This window comes from Nocardioides sp. S5, from assembly GCF_017310035.1.
Lineage (GTDB): Bacteria > Actinomycetota > Actinomycetes > Propionibacteriales > Nocardioidaceae > Nocardioides.
On the sequence record NZ_CP022296.1, the window covers coordinates 3,154,006 to 3,169,017 of the forward strand.

A 15,012-nucleotide genomic window follows, 5' to 3' on the forward strand; every position below is an offset into this window, starting at 1 on the left:
GACGGTCGCCATCAGAGCGCGGACGCGTCCTGCTCGCCGGTGCGCACGCGCACCACGGTGTCGACCGGGCTGACCCAGACCTTGCCGTCGCCGATGCGACCGGTCTGCGCGGTCTTGACCACGATCCCCACCACGTCGTCGGCGTCGGCGTCGTCGACCACGATCTCGATGCGGATCTTGGGCACCAGCGCGATGTCGTACTCAGCGCCGCGGTAGACCTCGGTGTGGCCCTTCTGGCGGCCGTAGCCGCTCACCTCGGAGACCGTCATGCCGGCGACCCCGAAGGTCTCGAGCGCCTCGCGGACGTCCTCCCACTTGTGCGGCTTGATGACCGCGGTCACGAGCTTCATGCGTTGGCTCCTTCGGAGGAGGTCTTGGTGGGGGCGGCGGCGGTCGAGGCGGCGAGGACGCTGCCGCTGCCGCTGGTGCCGCTGTGCAGGTCGTACGCCGACTCGCCGTGGGCGACGAGGTCGATGCCGTTGACCTCGTCCTCCTCGTCGAGGCGCAGGCCGATCGTGTACTTGATGGCCAGCGCGATGACGGCGGTGAGGATGCCGGAGTAGATGACCGCGACGACCACACCGAGTGCCTGGTCGCCGAGCGAGCCGAAACCGCCACCGTAGATCAGGCCGTCGACGCCGCCGGCGCCCTCCGACGTCGAGAACACGCCGATCAGCACGGTCCCGATGATGCCACCGACCAGGTGGACGCCGACCACGTCGAGCGAGTCGTCGTAGCCGAGCTTGTACTTCAGGCCCACGGCCCAGGCGCAGACCCCGCCGGCGATGGCGCCGATGGCCACGGCACCGGACAGGTTGACCGCGCCCGTGGCCGGGGTGATCGCCACGAGGCCGGCGACGATGCCGGACGCAGCGCCCAGCGAGGTGGCCTTCTTGTGGATCAGGCGCTCGACGGCCAGCCACCCGAGGATCGCGGCCATCGTGGCCAGCGTGGTGGTGGCGAAGGTGCGGCCGGTCTCGAGCGGGAACTGGGTCTCCGGGTCGTCGCCGAAGACGATCGAGCCGACGTTGAAGCCGTACCAGCCCATCCACAGCAGACCGGCGCCGAGCATGGTCAGCGTCAGGTTGTGCGGACGCATCTGCTCCCGCGGCCAGCCGATGCGCTTGCCGAGCAGCAGCACCAGCACGAGGGCCGCGACGCCGGCGTTGATGTGGACGGCGGTGCCGCCCGCGTAGTCCTGGGCGCCGATACGGCCGCAGATGAGGGAGTCCTCGGTGCAGCTGAAGACCATGTGGGCCATCGGGAAGTAGACGATGACCGCCCACAGCGGGACGAACAGCACCCAGGCCGAGAACTTCATCCGGTCGGCGACGGCGCCGCTGATGAGCGCAGCGGTGATGATCGCGAAGGTCATCTGGAACATCACGAAGATGTAGTCACCGGTCGAGACGCCGTCGAGCCAGAGCAGCTCGAACGGGTTGGCGAAGAACGTGCCGTCCCCGCCGAAGCCCATCGACCAGCCGACAGCGACGTACAGGATGCCGACGATCGCCGCGGCGACGTAGGACATCATCATCATGTTGAGCACGGACTTCGACCGTGACATGCCGCCGTAGAACAGGGCCAGGGCGGGCACCGTCATCATCAGGACGAAGGCAGTCGCCACCAGCATGAAGGCGTAATAGCCGTCCACAGAACCTCCAGGAAACGAACAGGGTGTGGGCCCGTGGCTCATGACGCCGCTGTCATGGCGGGGCCCACGCGATGCTCCGCAGCCTGCGGGGAGGAGGTTTCACCCGTCCGCGACGGATGTTGCGGGCAGGCAACGGAATCGCACCTCGTGTTACAGGTGTGTGAACGGATCGGGCGGCGCGCCCGCCTTGTTAGTGTTCGGCCGTGTCCAGACTGGCCGTGATGGCGCACTACGACGTCGCCGGGGAGCTGCGACCGCACGTGCGCGGGCAGGTGGAGGCGCTGGCCGCCTCGGTCGACACCCTGCTGGTCTGCACGACCGCCCAGCTGCGGGAGTCCGCCCGCGCCTGGCTGAGCGAGCGCGCGGTGCTGGTCGAGCGGGCCAACTACGGCTACGACTTCTTCAGCTACAAGGTCGGCCTCGACGCCGCGGGTGACCTGACGGCGTACGACGAGGTGGTGGTCTGCAACGACACCTACGTCTTCGCCCTCGACTCCTACGACCGCGTCTTCGAGGAGATGGCGACGCGGCCGTGCGACTTCTGGGGACTCACCGGCGCCGAGCGCGTCGCCCCGCACATCCAGTCCTTCTTCATCGCCTTCCGCCCCTGGGTCGTCGCCTCGCGCGCCTTCACCACGTTCTGGGAGGAGATGGAGCCGATCTCCAAGCGACGCCAGGTCATCCGCCGCTACGAGGTCGGCATGTCCCGGCGCCTCTACGACGCGGGGTTCGTCTCCGACACCTACTTCGTCGAGACACCCGAGGACCGGCGTATCGCCCGCGAGCGCATGCGGTGGTGGGCCGCGCACCGCTCCCACTTCCCCCGCACGCGCGCGGAGGTGCGCGAGTGGCGCGAGCGCGCCAACGAGCCGTGGAACCCGGCCCGCAGCCTGGCCGACCGCGTCCTCGACAACGCCCGCCTGCCCTACGTCAAGATCGACACCCTGCGCTACGACCCCTACAACCTCGACGCCGACCGGCTCCTCGAGCTGTGCGAGCGCCGTTTCCCCCAGCGCTTCGAGGGCGTGCGCGAGTTCCTCGAGGAGACCGCCCAGCACTACCCGTTGCGCGACACGGAGCGGCTGCTGCCGACACCGTTGGCGCTCGAGCCGCTGTTCCCGCGCGTGAGGTACTCGGATGCGCGGTGATCGTCGCCGCGCGGGGCAGGTGAGGTTCGACGACGCCGCGCAGGTCATGGTCGAGGCCGGGCTCGTCGACGTCGACTACGTCGCCGCGCAGCTCGGGACCGCGTTCGACTCGCCGGAGGACGCCGCGCGCGCGGTCGTCGAGGCCGGCGACGTCTCGCCGCACCCGCTCTTCGAGGCGCAGTGGATCGGCCGGCGCCGGTCCTGGCAGCGCCTGGGCCAGCACCCGGTGCTCTGGTACGTCGCCGAGCGCCGGCGCCGCAACCGGATCGCTCCCCATCCGCTGGTCGACCCGCGGATCATCTTCGCCGCCCACCCCGAGGCGCGGCACCACCCCTACGGCGCGCTGTCCTACTGGCTCTCGGTGTCCGGGCCGGGGACCCCCCTGCCGACGCGGATCCTGCCCAAGCGGGTGTCGTGGGGCACCTACCGCGCCGCGGCGATCGAGGCGGCCGCCGGCTGGCGCGAGGAGGTCGTGGTGCAGCGACCCGAGCTCGTCGGCCCCGCACCTGCCCTCACCCCGGTCGCAGGCTCCTCCCCCGCCGTGACGGTCGTGATGGCCACCCAGGACGCCGGTCCGCTCGTCCACCGCACGGTCGCGTCGCTCCAGGCCCAGACCTTCACCGACTGGCACCTCGTCGCGGTGGACCGCGGCTCGGTGGACGACACCTCAGCCGTCCTCCAGGGCATGGCGGCCTTCGACGACCGCATCACGCTCGTGCGCGAGTCGCGCTGCGGCGAGGCGCGTGCCCTCAACGTCGCCCTCGAGCACGGCACGGGCGACCACGTGGCGTTCCTCCCCCTGGGCCGCGAATGGCTGCCGGACATGCTCGGCGACCTGCTCGCGCGCGCCCGGCAGAGCGGCGCCGCATGCGTCCTGGCCGGGATCGGCGCCGTGGGCCGCTCGCGCCACGAGCTGCTCGGAGGCCGCCCGGTCGACCTGGCGACCGCGCTGCTGCTCCGCGACGCGGTCAAGGACGTGGGCGGCTTCGACGAGTCCCTCGGCGGCGCGGTCGAGCGCGACCTGCTGCTGCGCCTGACCCGCACGAGCGAACCGGTGGCGGTCGACGTACCCGTCCTGCGTCGGCCCGAGCCGGTCCCGGTCGGCCACGGTGACGACTGGGGATCGGTGGTGCTCGAGCGCCAGCTGGTCGACTGGGAGGCGGCCGCGGCGCGCGAGACCTCCGAGGACCTGGTCAGCCACGTCATGCCGGTGGGGCCCGAGCCGCGGCGCACCGTCGAGTGGCTGGGCTCGGTGCCGCGCGAGGGTGCCGAGCTGATCCTCGTCGGCGTCCGGCTGCGTCGCGCCCACCACGTGCTGGCGGCCTCGATCGCCTCGGTCATCTCCGGTGCGCGCTTCGTCTCCGTGCCGGCGGCGGTCTCGATGTCGGCGGCCACCAACGTCGGCCTCGCGCAGGCCGCGGGCAGCACGGTGCTGCTGGTCCGGCCCGAGGCGATGCCGCCGCGACAGCCGATCGCCCAGCGCCTGGCCGAGGTGCTCCGCGAGGACGACGTCGCGGTGGCCCAGCCCCTGGTCGTGGACCTCGACGGGGTGGTGCTGAGCGCCGGCGCGAGGTTCGGCGCGGACAACCCCCACCCCGAGCTGTTCCTCGCTGGGCTGCCCTCCAGCGACGCCGTACGCATCGGGCTGAGCGCCGTCGCCGCCCCCGCCGCCCCGGTGGTGGCGGTGCGCACGAGCACGGCGCTCGTGCTGCGCGGCCTCGACGCGCGCTTCCACTCCGTGCTCGCCGAGACCGACCTCGGCCTGCGGGCCGAGCAGGCCGGCCTCGGTCACGCCGTGGTGGTGCCCGACACCGTGATCACCTCCCGCACGGCGTACGCCGGGGACGAGGAGCTGATCGGCGCCCTGTCGTCGCTGCGCTCGACCGCGCAGGCGGCACCTTCTTCGCCCGACCCCGCGATCGAGCTGCTGCTGCGCGCGGGGCTCGAGGTCACCGACGAGCGCCAGCGCCGGGTGTCGGCCGACCCCGAGGACCGCAGCGCACCCGCGGTGCTGGTGCCGCAGCTGGTCGTGCGCGCCCTCGACGGCATCCACGAGTCACCCCCGCGGCTGCGGTGGGCCGTCGACATCGCAGCGCCCGCCGCGCCGCGCGGCGACCGCTGGGGCGACACCTACTTCGCACGCTCGCTCGCCGACGCGCTCGAGCGACGCGGCCAGCACGTGGCCATCGACCGGCGCGACGCGCGCGAGCGCGACTCGCGCGACCACGACGACGTGCTGCTGGTCCTGCGCGGGCTCGACCGGGTCGCGCCCAGGCCCGGGCTGCTCAACGTGGAGTGGATCATCAGCCACCCCGACATGATCGAGCCGGACGAGGTCGCCGGCTTCGACCTGGTCTACGCCGCCAGCACCAGCTGGTCGGAGCGGATGACGCGAGCCTGGGGCACGCAGATCGAGCCGCTGCTCCAGTGCACCGACACCCGCTGGTTCCACCCCGACCGCGCCGCGCCCGACACCGGACCCGCGCTGCTGTTCGTCGGCAACTCGCGCGGGGTCTACCGCTACGCCGTGCGCAGCGCGCTCGCGATCGGCGCCGACCTCACGCTCCACGGCAACGACTGGACCGAGTTCGTCGAGCGCGAGCAGATCGCCTCCGGCGGAGTGGCCAACGAAGAGGTCGGTGCGCTCTACGCCTCGGCCGGCATCGTGCTCAACGACCACCACCTCGACATGCGACGCGACAGCTTCGCGTCCAACCGGCTCTTCGACGCCGCGGCCTGCGGCGCGCGGATCCTCAGCGACCGCATCGACGGCCTGGACGAGACCTTCTCCGGGCTCGTGGTCCCCTTCGACGACGAGCACGAGCTGGCCCGCCTGGTGGAGCCGCCGTACGACGCCTTCCCCGACGACGAGACCCGGCGCCAGATCGCCACGCGCATCATCGCCGAGCACAGCTTCGACAAGCGCGCCGAGACGCTCATCGACGACGCGATGCGCGCGCTCCTCGCCCGTCGCTGACCGGGCACTTCGTTTCACCCACAGGCCCCGACCGGGCACTTCGTTGCGCGCGCGCCGCTGCCGTGCGGCACGAAGTGCCCGGTCGGCGTCGTCCGGCGCGAGGAAGTGCCCGGTCGGCGCCGTCTGACGCGAGGAAGTGCCCGCTCAGCCGAGGAGCGCGTCGACGAACGCCGCGGCGTCGAAGGGCGCCATGTCGTCGGCACCCTCGCCGAGGCCGACGAGCTTGACCGGCACGCCGAGCTCGCGCTGGACCTGCACGACGATGCCGCCCTTGGCGGAGCCGTCGAGCTTGGTCAGCACGATGCCCGTCACGTCGACGATCTCACTGAAGACGCGGGCCTGGATGAGGCCGTTCTGGCCGGTGGTGGCGTCGAGGACGAGCAGCACCTCGGTGACGGGGGCCTGCTTCTCGATGACGCGCTTGACCTTGCCGAGCTCGTCCATCAGCCCGGCCTTGTTCTGCAGGCGGCCGGCGGTGTCGACGAGCACCGTGTCGACGCCGTGCTCCACACCGTGCTTGACCGCGTCGAAGGCCACGCTCGCGGGGTCGCCGCCCTCGGGGCCGCGGACGACCTCGACGCCGACGCGCTCGCCCCAGGTGGCGAGCTGGTCGACCGCCGCGGCGCGGAAGGTGTCGGCTGCGCCCAGCGTGACGGTGAGGTCCTCGGCGACGAGGATGCGCGCGATCTTGCCGACCGTGGTGGTCTTGCCGGCGCCGTTGACGCCGACGACGAGCACGACACCGGGGTTGCCGTCGGTGCCGGTGACCTGGACCCGGCGGTCCATGTCGGTGCCGACGAGCTCGATGAGCTCCTCACGCAGCACCGTGCGCGGGTCGGGCGACTGCCCGCCCTCGACCCGGAGCCGCGCACGCAGTCGCTCCACGAGGGCCTGGGTGGGTGCGACGCCGATGTCGGCGGTGAGGAGGGTGTCCTCGATCTCCTCCCACGTGTCCTCGTCGAGACGGTCACGGCTCAGGAGGGCCAGCAGGCCCTTGCCCAGGCCGCCCTGCGAGCGGGAGAGGCGCTGGCGCAGCCGCACCAGCCGCGACGCGGTGCCCTCGGGCTTCTCCAGCGCGGGCGGCGCCTCGACCGTCGGCTCCGCCGTGTCGACGGCGGGCTCCGGCGGCGCCTCGGTGGCGACCTCCCCCTCGGTCGGTGGCGGCGCGATGACGTCGGTGCCACCCGCCGGTGGCTCGACGCGACGGCGTCGACCCGCGGTCAGCAGTCCGGCAAGCGTCAGCACGCCGACGACCGCGATGGCGACGATCAGATAGAGCCATTCACCCAGGGCACCCATGGGGCCAATCCAATCAGAGGCGGGCCACGCGCCGAAGTCGGGTGAGGACCGCGGGCTCGTGCCGGGCCAGCACCTGGTCGAGCCGCGCGCGCAGCCCGTCCCGCTCGTGGGCCAGCCGGTCGCCCCGCGCGCGGGCGCGGCCGAGCTGCTCGCGCGTGTGCGCCAGCTCGCCGAGGACCGCGTCGAAGGCCGCGGTCAGGCCCGACGCAGCACACGCCACCATCGGCGACGCAGCACCGTGCCCGGGCCGGGCGATCCACACCACCTCGTGCGGCATCAGGTTGAACCACTCGACCGCCGCCTCGCCGAGCAGCGCCGGAGGCGTGACCCGCAGGGTCGCCAGGCCGGCCTGCGAGAGCCGCTCGTCGACGTCGTCGCCGTACCACCGCACGTGGTCGGCCTGGCCGAAGCGGCGCAGGCACTCCTCCGGCGACGCGGTCGGGTCCTCGTCGGTCGCCACCCCGGTCCTGACCGGGACCTCGAGCAGGGCGATCCCGCGGGGGCTGAGGACACGGGCGATCTCGGCCATGGCCGCGCGGTCGTCGGGCACGTGCTCGAGGACGTGGTAGCAGACCAGGAGGTCCACCGAGGCGTCGCGCAGCGGCAGCGCGGTGAGGCAGGCGAGCGCGTCGACGTCCCGCTTGTCGTGGCCGAGGTCGAGGCGCACCCGGTGCCGGGCACCCAGCCGGTCGATCAGCGGCGTCGACTGCCGGGACGGCGCGATCTCCACCACCGTGTCGAGGTCGCGCAGGTCAGGTCCGAGCGCCCCGAGCAGCAGGGAGAGGAAGCGGTGCCGCTCCAGGCTCCCGCAGCGCGGGCACTTGGCACCCGGGCGTCCGTCCGGTCCCGGGCGGAACTCCCGGGACACGCGGGCCCCGCAGGCCGCGCAGTAGGTCCGGTGCTGGTCGTGGCGTGAGCCGGTCACGCCTTGCACGCTAGCCCCCGGCGGCGCCGGTGCGGTGTGCCACGCCGGGACGGGCACACGAGTCGCTCACCGGCTCAGACGCGCGACTCGGAGTCCTCGAGGGTCGGCAGGGAGTCGACGCCCTTGCGCATCGCGTCGCCCAACTGCGGGACGACCGGCATCTCCTCGCCCCGGTGGGGGTAGGCGACGTAGACGGCCACGGCGGCGGCGACGAGCACGCCGAGGCTCATCATCAGGATGATCGCTAGCACGGGTTCCTCCGAGGTGGTCCGGTCAGGTCGTCCCCAACATGACACACCGCGCAGCGCCTGCTCGCATCGACGTCCGCCACCGGCGCGTCGGGGTGGTGACCGTCACCCCTCCGGGGGTGCGTCGGGTCCGTCGGGTCGCAGCAGGCGTACGACGGCGTCGCGGATGACGTCCGGGATCGGCGTCACCGGCCGGTCGCCGGCGCCGCGGGAGTTGTCGACGTAGACGTGGACGAAGCGTCCCTCGGCGGCCGCGTGCTCGGAGTCGCCCTGGAACAGGCCGATGCGGTAGACCACCGAGCTCGTCCCCACCTTGTCGGCGACCAGGCCCATCTCGATCGGCTCGGGAAAGCCGATCTCGCGGAAGTAGCGACAGCCCGTCTCGGCCACCACGCCGATCTGCGGCAGCGTGCGGACGTCGACACCGGTCGCGTCGTAGAGGTAGGCGTTGACGGCCGTGTCGAAGAGCTCGTAGTAGGTCGCGTTGTTGAGGTGCCCGTAGGCGTCGTCGTCGCGCCACCGCGTGGTGGCGGTGCGCCACAGGACGTACGACTCGCGCGTGGGCACGCGCCGCTGGCCCTGGTCACCCATCGCCTGGCTCATGCGCGGAACCCTAGCGAGCGGGTGGTCCCGCGACGGGAGCCGGACGGCGCAAGCCCGCTGCGGCGACCTGCTCGCCCGCCACCCACACGTCGGCCACGTCCGGGTCGCCGGCGAGCGCGAAGATCTTGCCCAGCGCCTCGGCGGGCGACCCGACGTGCCGCAGCCCGATGTCGAGCGCGGTGCCCCCACGAGGTCGCACGCAGATCGCGTCGAACTGGCGCCCCACCGACAGGTCGCCCACCTGGTCGTCGAGGCCGAGCGCCCGCGCGCCGCCCCGGGTGGCGAGCCAGAGCAGCTGCGCGGCCGACAACGCCACCCCCTCGGCACCGAGCAGTCCCTGCACGAAGCACGCCTGCAGGCCCTCCTTGAACATCGAGAAGCCGGTCCCGGCCCCGACGTCCGAGCCGAGCGCCACCGGGACGCCGTGGACCAGGTGCCGCCGCAGGGGGAACAGCCCGGAGCCCAGGGCGGAGTTCGACGAGGGGCAGTGCGCGACGGCGCTGCCTGCCGCGGCGAGCACGGCGAGCTCGGCGTCGCTGGCGTGGACGTTGTGGGCGAGCACAGAGCGAGGCCCCAGGAGGCCGTGGCGGTCGTAGGTGTCGACATAGTGCTCGGCGCTGCGGAAGAGGCGTCCGACCTCGGCCACCTCGGCGGGGTTCTCGTTGACGTGGGAGGTGAACCACGCGTCGGGCACCGAGTCCGCGGCCTCCGCGCAGGCGTCGAGCATGGCGTCCGAGGCGGAGTAGGAGAAGCGCGGCGTCACGGCGTAGCGCGCCCGACCCACCCCGTGCCAGCGCGACGCGAGCGCCGCCTGGTCGGCCGCCGCGCGGCGTGGGTCGACGAGCAGCGGCTCGGGCAGGCCGCGATCGGAGACCACGAGCCCGCTCGTGATCCGCAGCCCGTAGCGGGCCGCCTCGGTGAACAACGCGTCGACCGCGGCCGGGAAGTGCGAGCCGAAGACCAGGGCCGTCGTGGTGCCCGCGGCGACCAGGGAGCCCACGAACTCCGTGGCGACCTCGGCGGCGTAGCCAGCATCCGCCAGCCGCTGCTCCTCGGGCAACGCGCAGCGCTCGAGCCACTCCAGCAGCGGCATCCCGAGGGCACCGATCACCCGCACCTGCGGGTAGTGGACGTGGGTGTCGACCAGCCCGGGCAGCAGCCAGCCGTCGCGCAGGTCGATGACTGCCTCGTCGGGATGCGCTTCGCGCACGACGGCGAAGTCGTCGCGCTCGGTGATCGTGCCGTCCTCCACCACGATCCCGACGTCCTCACCGGCCCGGAGGTGGGACGGGTCGCGGGGGTCGCCGACGAACGGGTCCCCCGGCGTGTCCAGCACGCGGGCCCGGAAGAGGGTCACGTGGTGACCGCCGCTCCGCGCCCGTCGGGCCGGCCGTCCGCGTCGGCGTACGCCGCCCGGGTGAGGCCGAGCACGTCGGCCGCGACGCCGAGGGCGATCACCGCCGGCTCCTTGCCGGGCCCCGGGGTCCCGATCGGGCAGCGGACCCGCGCGACGAGCTCGGGCGGGTGCCCCTCCTCGCGCAGCGCCTTGGCGAACCTGCGGGCCTTCGCGGCCGAGCCGATGACGCCGATCGAGGCCAGGTGGCCCGGACCGGTGCGCAGCGCCGCGTCGCACACCGCGAGGTCCTCGGCGTGGTCGTGGCTCATCACCAGCAGGTGGGTGCCGGCGGGCACCAGCCCGAGCGCCACCTCGGGCAGCGGCGCGTGGTGCAGGTGCACCGTGGCCACGGCGTCCGCGAGGGCCGGGTGGTCGCGTACGGCGTCCACGTGCGCGGCACGCGAGTCGACCAGGTGCAGGTCGAGGTCGTGGCGCGAGAGCAGCCGGGCGAGCTCGAGGCCCACGTGGCCGAGGCCGACCACCGCGACCGAGGGCACCACCGGGAGCGGCTCGAGGAGGACCTCGACCTCACCACCACAGCACTGGCGGCCGTGGTCGGTGCGGGCCCGCTCGTGGAGGTCGAAGCGGCAGCGCTCCACTGCCGTCGCGCCCGAGTCGAGGAGCTCCCGCGCACGATCCAGGACGGTCGCCTCGAGGTTGCCGCCGCCGACCGAGCCCCAGGCCCGGTCAGGCCCGACGACCATGCGGGCGCCCGGGTCGCGCGGGGCGTGCCCGCGCACGGCGACGACGGTCACCAGCACCCCGGGCAGGCGCTGCTCGCGCAGGGCCGTGACGGCGCGGACCCAGGACATCAGGCCTCCACCGGGTCGGCCGGCGAGGCGTCGGCACCGGGCTCGCGGCCGAGCAGGCCGCGCTGGACCTGCTCGGAGCGCGGGTGCAGCGCCGGCTCATCGGGACCGGGCTGGTCCGGCACGACGCCGAGCCCGCCCCGCACCAGGCGAGCGCGGTCGGGGTCGCCGGATCGGGCGTCCTCGACGGCCCAGAACACCGCCTCCGGCGTCGCGGGCGACGCCAGGTCCACCGAGGTGCCGGCGCCACCGTCAGGCGCGAAGGCCGCGGCGGCTGCCCGCAACGCCTCGCGCACCGCGAACGCCAGCATCACGGGCGGCTCGCCCACGGCCTTGGAGCCGTAGACGGCACCGTCCTCGTGGGCGTGCTGCAGGAGGGAGACCCGGAAGTCGCCCGGCATCTCGGAGAACGAGGGGAGCTTGTAGGTCGAGGCAGCCTGCGTGGCCAGCCGGCCGCGCTGCGGTCCCGCCGAGGTGTCCCAGCGCAGGTCCTCCAGGGTCAGCCACCCCGCCCCCTGGACGAAGCCGCCCTCGACCTGACCGAGGTCGACCAGCGGCGAGAGCGAGTCGCCGACGTCGTGGACGATGTCGACGCGCCGGGTGCGGTGGGCTCCGGTGAAGCCGTCGACCTCGACCTCGGCGGCGCAGACGCCGTAGGCGAAGTACTTGAACGGGTGCCCGCGCATCGCGGTGGAGTCCCAGTGGAGTCCCTCGGTGCGGTAGAAACCGGCCGCCCAGAGCTGCACCCGTGCGAAGTAGGCGGCCTGGACCAGGTCGTGCCACGGCAGGCCGCGGCCGGCGTCGACCTCGACCAGACGGCGCAGGATCTGCTCGCAGGCGTCCTTGACGGCGCCGCCGTTGAGGTCGGCCCCCGCACTGGCCGCGGTGGCGGAGGTGTTGGGGACCTTGTCGGTGCGGGTCGGTGCCAGGCGCACCAGCTCGAGGGGCACGCCCAGCGCGGTCGCGGCCACCTGGAGCATCTTGGTGTGCAGGCCCTGGCCCATCTCGGTGCCGCCGTGGTTCACCAGCACCGACCCGTCCTTGTAGACGTGGACGAGGGCGCCGCCCTGGTTGAAGGCGGTGAAGTTGAAGGAGATGCCGAACTTCACCGGCGTGAGCGCCAGCGCCCGCTTGGTGTGGGCGTGCGCGGCGTTGAAGGCTGCGACCTCCGCGAGGCGTCGTTGGACGTCGGCCTCGTCGTGGAGCTGCTGCCACGCGGCGGCCAGCCGCTCGGCGTGCCGGACCGGCTGGCCGTAGGGCGTCTCCTGGCCGTCGACGTAGAAGTTGCGGCGACGCACCTCACGCGCGTCGAGCCCGAGCAGCGGCGCACACCGCCCGATGACGTCCTCGACGACCAGCATCCCCTGTGGGCCGCCGAAGCCGCGGAACGCGGTCTGGGACGTCTTGTGGGTGCGGGCCACCCGGCCGTGGAGGCGTACGTGCGGCAGCCAGTAGGCGTTGTCGACGTGGCACAGCGCCCGGGCCAGGACCGGCTCGGACAGGTCGAGGCTCCACCCGCCGTCGGAGGTGAGGGTGGCGTCGAGGGCGAGCAGCCGACCCTCGGTGTCGAAGCCCGCACGCCACTCGGCGTGGAAGCCGTGACGCTTGCCGGTCATCGTGACGTCCTGCTGGCGGGTGAGCCGGAGCCGCACGGGGCGACCGGTGAGCACTGCCCCCAGCGCAGCGACGGCCGCGTAGCCGTGCGGCTGCATCTCCTTGCCGCCGAACCCGCCGCCCATCCGCAGGCACTGGACGGTGACCTCGTGGCTGCGCAGCCCCAGGACGTGGGCGACGATCTCCTGCGTCTCGGTCGGGTGCTGGGTGCTGCACTGGAGGAACACCTGCCCGGCCTCGTCGACCACGGCCAGGGAGGCCTGCGTCTCGAGGTAGAAGTGCTCCTGACCGGCCATCTCGGTGACTCCGCTGAACACGTGCGCCGCCTCGGCGAAGCCGCACTCGACGTCACCGCGCTCCACCGTGGGCCGCCCACCCTGGTAGGAGCCCGCCTCGATCGCCTCGGCGAGGGTCAGCACCGCGGGCAGCGGCTCGTAGTCGACCTGCACCGCCGCGGCGCCGAGCCGCGCCGCCTCCAGGGTCTCCCCCAGCACCCAGGCGACGGCCTGGCCGTGGAACATCACCGTGTCGGGGAACAGCGGCTCGTCGTGCTTGACGCCCGAGTCGTTGGTGCCGGGGACGTCGGCGGCGGTGAGCACGCGCTCCACGCCGGGCACGGCCATCGCCGGGGCCACGTCGAGGCGGAGCACCCGCGCGTGGGCGTGGGGTGCGGGCACCGGGTGGGCGTGCAGCACGTCGGCACGGGTCGCCACCAGGTCGTCGGTGTAGAGCGCGTGGCCGGTGACGTGCAGGCCGGCACTCTCGTGCGGCAGGGCTCGGCCCACGACGACGCCCTCGTCGGGACGTCGGGACAGCTCGCTCATCGACCTGCTCCCCCGCTCCGGGTGGTGGGGCCGGGCTCGTGCGACTCCGCCCAGAGGCGACGGAGAGCGTTGCCGAGCATGGCGCTGCGGTAGTCGGCGCTGGCGCGCTGGTCGCTCAGCGGGGTGCCCTCCCCGCGCAGCACGCGGGCAGCGTGCTCGACGGTCTCCTCGGTCCAGGGACGGCCCTCGAGCGCCTGCTCGGTGGCCAGGGCGCGCAGCGGCACGGCCGCCACGCCGCCGAGCCCGACCCGGGCACGTCGTACGACGGGAGCGCCGCCGTCGGTGGGACCGAGGTCGAGGGCGAAGGCCACCGCGACGGAGGAGATGTCGTCGAAGCGTCGCTTCGCGATCTTGTGGAACGCCGTCATCGACGCGGTGGGCAACGGCACCCGGACGGCGCGGATCAGCTCACCGGGTCGGCGTACGGTCTCGCGGTAGCCGGTGAAGTAGTCGGCCAGCGCCACCTCCCGCTCACCGTCGGCGTGGGCCAGCACGAGGGAGGCGTCCAGCGCGAGCAGGACGGGGGCGGCGTCGCCGATGGGCGAGGCGGTGCCGAGGTTGCCACCGAGCGTCGCGGCGTTGCGGATCAGCCGCGAGGCGAACTGCGGCACGAGCGCGTCGAGCAGCGGGACGCGGCCGGCCAGCCGCTCCTCGACCTCGGTGAGGGTCAGCGCGGCTCCGATCTCGACGGCGTCGTCGCCGACCTCCAGCCCACGCAGCTCGGCCAACCGGTCGATGCCGACCACGAGACGGTCGCGCCGCCCGCGCAGGTTCACCTCGACACCGTGGTCGGTCGCCCCGGCCACCGGGACGGCCGTCGGGTCGCCCGCGAGCAGGTCGAGGACCTCGGTCAGCGAGGCGGGGCGCACGTAGCGACCGCTGTCGTCGGACGCGTCGGTGACGACCGGGCGGGGCGCCGGTGCCGCGCAGCGCCCGGCGAGCGGGTCGCCGGCCGCCGGCTCCCCCAGGGCGTACGCCGCGTCGCGGATCGGGCGGTAACCGGTGCAGCGGCAGAGGTTGCCCGAGAGGGCGTGCAGGTCGAAGCCGTTGGGACCGTGCTCCTCCGACGGCTCCTGCCCCTCGTCGACGGGCGTGCGGTCGGCGCGGTAGAACTCCGCGGCCATGCTGCACACGAATCCGGGCGTGCAGTAGCCACACTGCGAGCCGCCGCGCTCGGCCATCTCGCGCTGCACGGGGTGCAGCGCCTGCGGGGACCCGAGGCCCTCGGCCGTGACGACCTCCTGGCCCGCCAGCGCCACGCTCGCCGGCAGGCAGGAGTTGAGGGCGGTCCAGGTCGCTCCCCCACCGTCGGCGGTGGGGCGGGCGACCAGGACGGCGCACGCGCCGCACTCCCCCTCGGCGCAGCCCTCCTTGGCACCCGTCAGTCCCAGACCGCGCAGGTAGTCGAGCAGGTTGACGTGCGGCCGGGCAGGCAGCGCGTGCTGCCGGCCGTTCACGTGCATCTCCATCGTCACAGGCTAGGTGCTCCTTGGGCAGGCCCCGGGTGGTCGGGAC

Annotated in this window: 12 protein-coding genes; 2 read left to right on the top strand and 10 right to left on the bottom strand. The window is 73.6% G+C overall.

The features are described 5' to 3' along the window. Positions 1–11 precede the first annotated feature (11 nt). Together CFI00_RS15605 and CFI00_RS15610 are read right to left on the bottom strand one after the other, a co-directional pair. The gene (locus CFI00_RS15605) at positions 12–350 is read right to left on the bottom strand and encodes a P-II family nitrogen regulator (RefSeq protein WP_121138992.1); all 339 of its coding nucleotides are present in this window, start codon (positions 348–350) and stop codon (positions 12–14) included. Further along, positions 347–1,654, bottom strand: coding sequence for an ammonium transporter (locus CFI00_RS15610; RefSeq protein WP_242532431.1), 1,308 nt, complete (start codon positions 1,652–1,654; stop codon positions 347–349). Before CFI00_RS15610 ends, CFI00_RS15605 begins: the two co-directional genes overlap by 4 nt. Before the next feature lie 203 nt (positions 1,655–1,857). On the opposite strand from CFI00_RS15610, the gene CFI00_RS15615 reads away from it, so the two are divergent. Beyond that, positions 1,858–2,802, top strand: a complete 945-nt coding sequence (locus tag CFI00_RS15615) for a rhamnan synthesis F family protein (RefSeq protein WP_207081999.1) — start codon at positions 1,858–1,860, stop codon at positions 2,800–2,802. After that, entirely contained in the window at positions 2,792–5,779 is a 2,988-nt protein-coding gene (locus CFI00_RS15620; RefSeq protein WP_207082000.1) for a glycosyltransferase, read from the top strand. The genes CFI00_RS15615 and CFI00_RS15620 overlap by 11 nt, the downstream gene beginning before the upstream one ends. Before the next feature lie 144 nt (positions 5,780–5,923). Here the strand turns inward: CFI00_RS15620 and ftsY are convergent, their stop codons facing one another. The 8 genes from ftsY to CFI00_RS15660 form a co-directional block, all read right to left on the bottom strand. Beyond that, on the bottom strand, positions 5,924–7,078 hold the full coding sequence (ftsY, locus tag CFI00_RS15625) for a signal recognition particle-docking protein FtsY (protein WP_207082001.1): 1,155 nt from the start codon (positions 7,076–7,078) through the stop codon (positions 5,924–5,926). Positions 7,079–7,091: 13 nt separating this feature from the next. Continuing rightward, positions 7,092–8,003 carry a methyltransferase domain-containing protein gene (locus CFI00_RS15630; protein ID WP_207082002.1) on the bottom strand — a complete coding sequence of 304 codons (912 nt, stop codon included), beginning with the start codon at positions 8,001–8,003 and terminating at the stop codon, positions 7,092–7,094. Between the two features lie 74 nt (positions 8,004–8,077). Beyond that, positions 8,078–8,254 (bottom strand): hypothetical protein, encoded by a 177-nt coding sequence (locus CFI00_RS15635; protein WP_207082003.1) that lies wholly within the window; start codon positions 8,252–8,254, stop codon positions 8,078–8,080. Positions 8,255–8,356: 102 nt separating this feature from the next. Further along, complete coding sequence (locus tag CFI00_RS15640) at positions 8,357–8,854, bottom strand: thioesterase family protein (protein WP_242532432.1); 498 nt, start codon at positions 8,852–8,854, stop codon at positions 8,357–8,359. Between the two features lie 10 nt (positions 8,855–8,864). Then, positions 8,865–10,211 (bottom strand): guanine deaminase, encoded by a 1,347-nt coding sequence (guaD, locus tag CFI00_RS15645; RefSeq protein WP_207082004.1) that lies wholly within the window; start codon positions 10,209–10,211, stop codon positions 8,865–8,867. Beyond that, a complete protein-coding gene (gene xdhC, locus CFI00_RS15650; protein ID WP_207082005.1) occupies positions 10,208–11,062 on the bottom strand; it encodes a xanthine dehydrogenase accessory protein XdhC in 855 nt (284 codons plus the stop codon). Before xdhC ends, guaD begins: the two co-directional genes overlap by 4 nt. Beyond that, the gene (xdhB, locus tag CFI00_RS15655; protein ID WP_207082006.1) at positions 11,062–13,497 is read right to left on the bottom strand and encodes a xanthine dehydrogenase molybdopterin binding subunit; all 2,436 of its coding nucleotides are present in this window, start codon (positions 13,495–13,497) and stop codon (positions 11,062–11,064) included. The genes xdhC and xdhB overlap by 1 nt, the downstream gene beginning before the upstream one ends. After that, a complete protein-coding gene (locus CFI00_RS15660; protein WP_207082007.1) occupies positions 13,494–14,966 on the bottom strand; it encodes an FAD binding domain-containing protein in 1,473 nt (490 codons plus the stop codon). Before CFI00_RS15660 ends, xdhB begins: the two co-directional genes overlap by 4 nt. Positions 14,967–15,012: the final 46 nt, after the last annotated feature.

Excerpts from the sequence above, each read along its gene's own strand:
- CFI00_RS15605 (WP_121138992.1), bottom strand. The coding sequence starts at position 350 with ATGAAGCTCGTGACCGCGGTCATCAAGCCGCACAAGTGGGAGGACGTC.
- CFI00_RS15620 (WP_207082000.1), top strand. The coding sequence starts at position 2,792 with ATGCGCGGTGATCGTCGCCGCGCGGGGCAGGTGAGGTTCGACGACGCC.
- ftsY (WP_207082001.1), bottom strand. The coding sequence starts at position 7,078 with ATGGGTGCCCTGGGTGAATGGCTCTATCTGATCGTCGCCATCGCGGTC.
- CFI00_RS15640 (WP_242532432.1), bottom strand. The coding sequence starts at position 8,854 with ATGAGCCAGGCGATGGGTGACCAGGGCCAGCGGCGCGTGCCCACGCGC.
- xdhC (WP_207082005.1), bottom strand. The coding sequence starts at position 11,062 with ATGTCCTGGGTCCGCGCCGTCACGGCCCTGCGCGAGCAGCGCCTGCCC.
- xdhB (WP_207082006.1), bottom strand. The coding sequence starts at position 13,497 with ATGAGCGAGCTGTCCCGACGTCCCGACGAGGGCGTCGTCGTGGGCCGA.
- CFI00_RS15660 (WP_207082007.1), bottom strand. The coding sequence starts at position 14,966 with ATGGAGATGCACGTGAACGGCCGGCAGCACGCGCTGCCTGCCCGGCCG.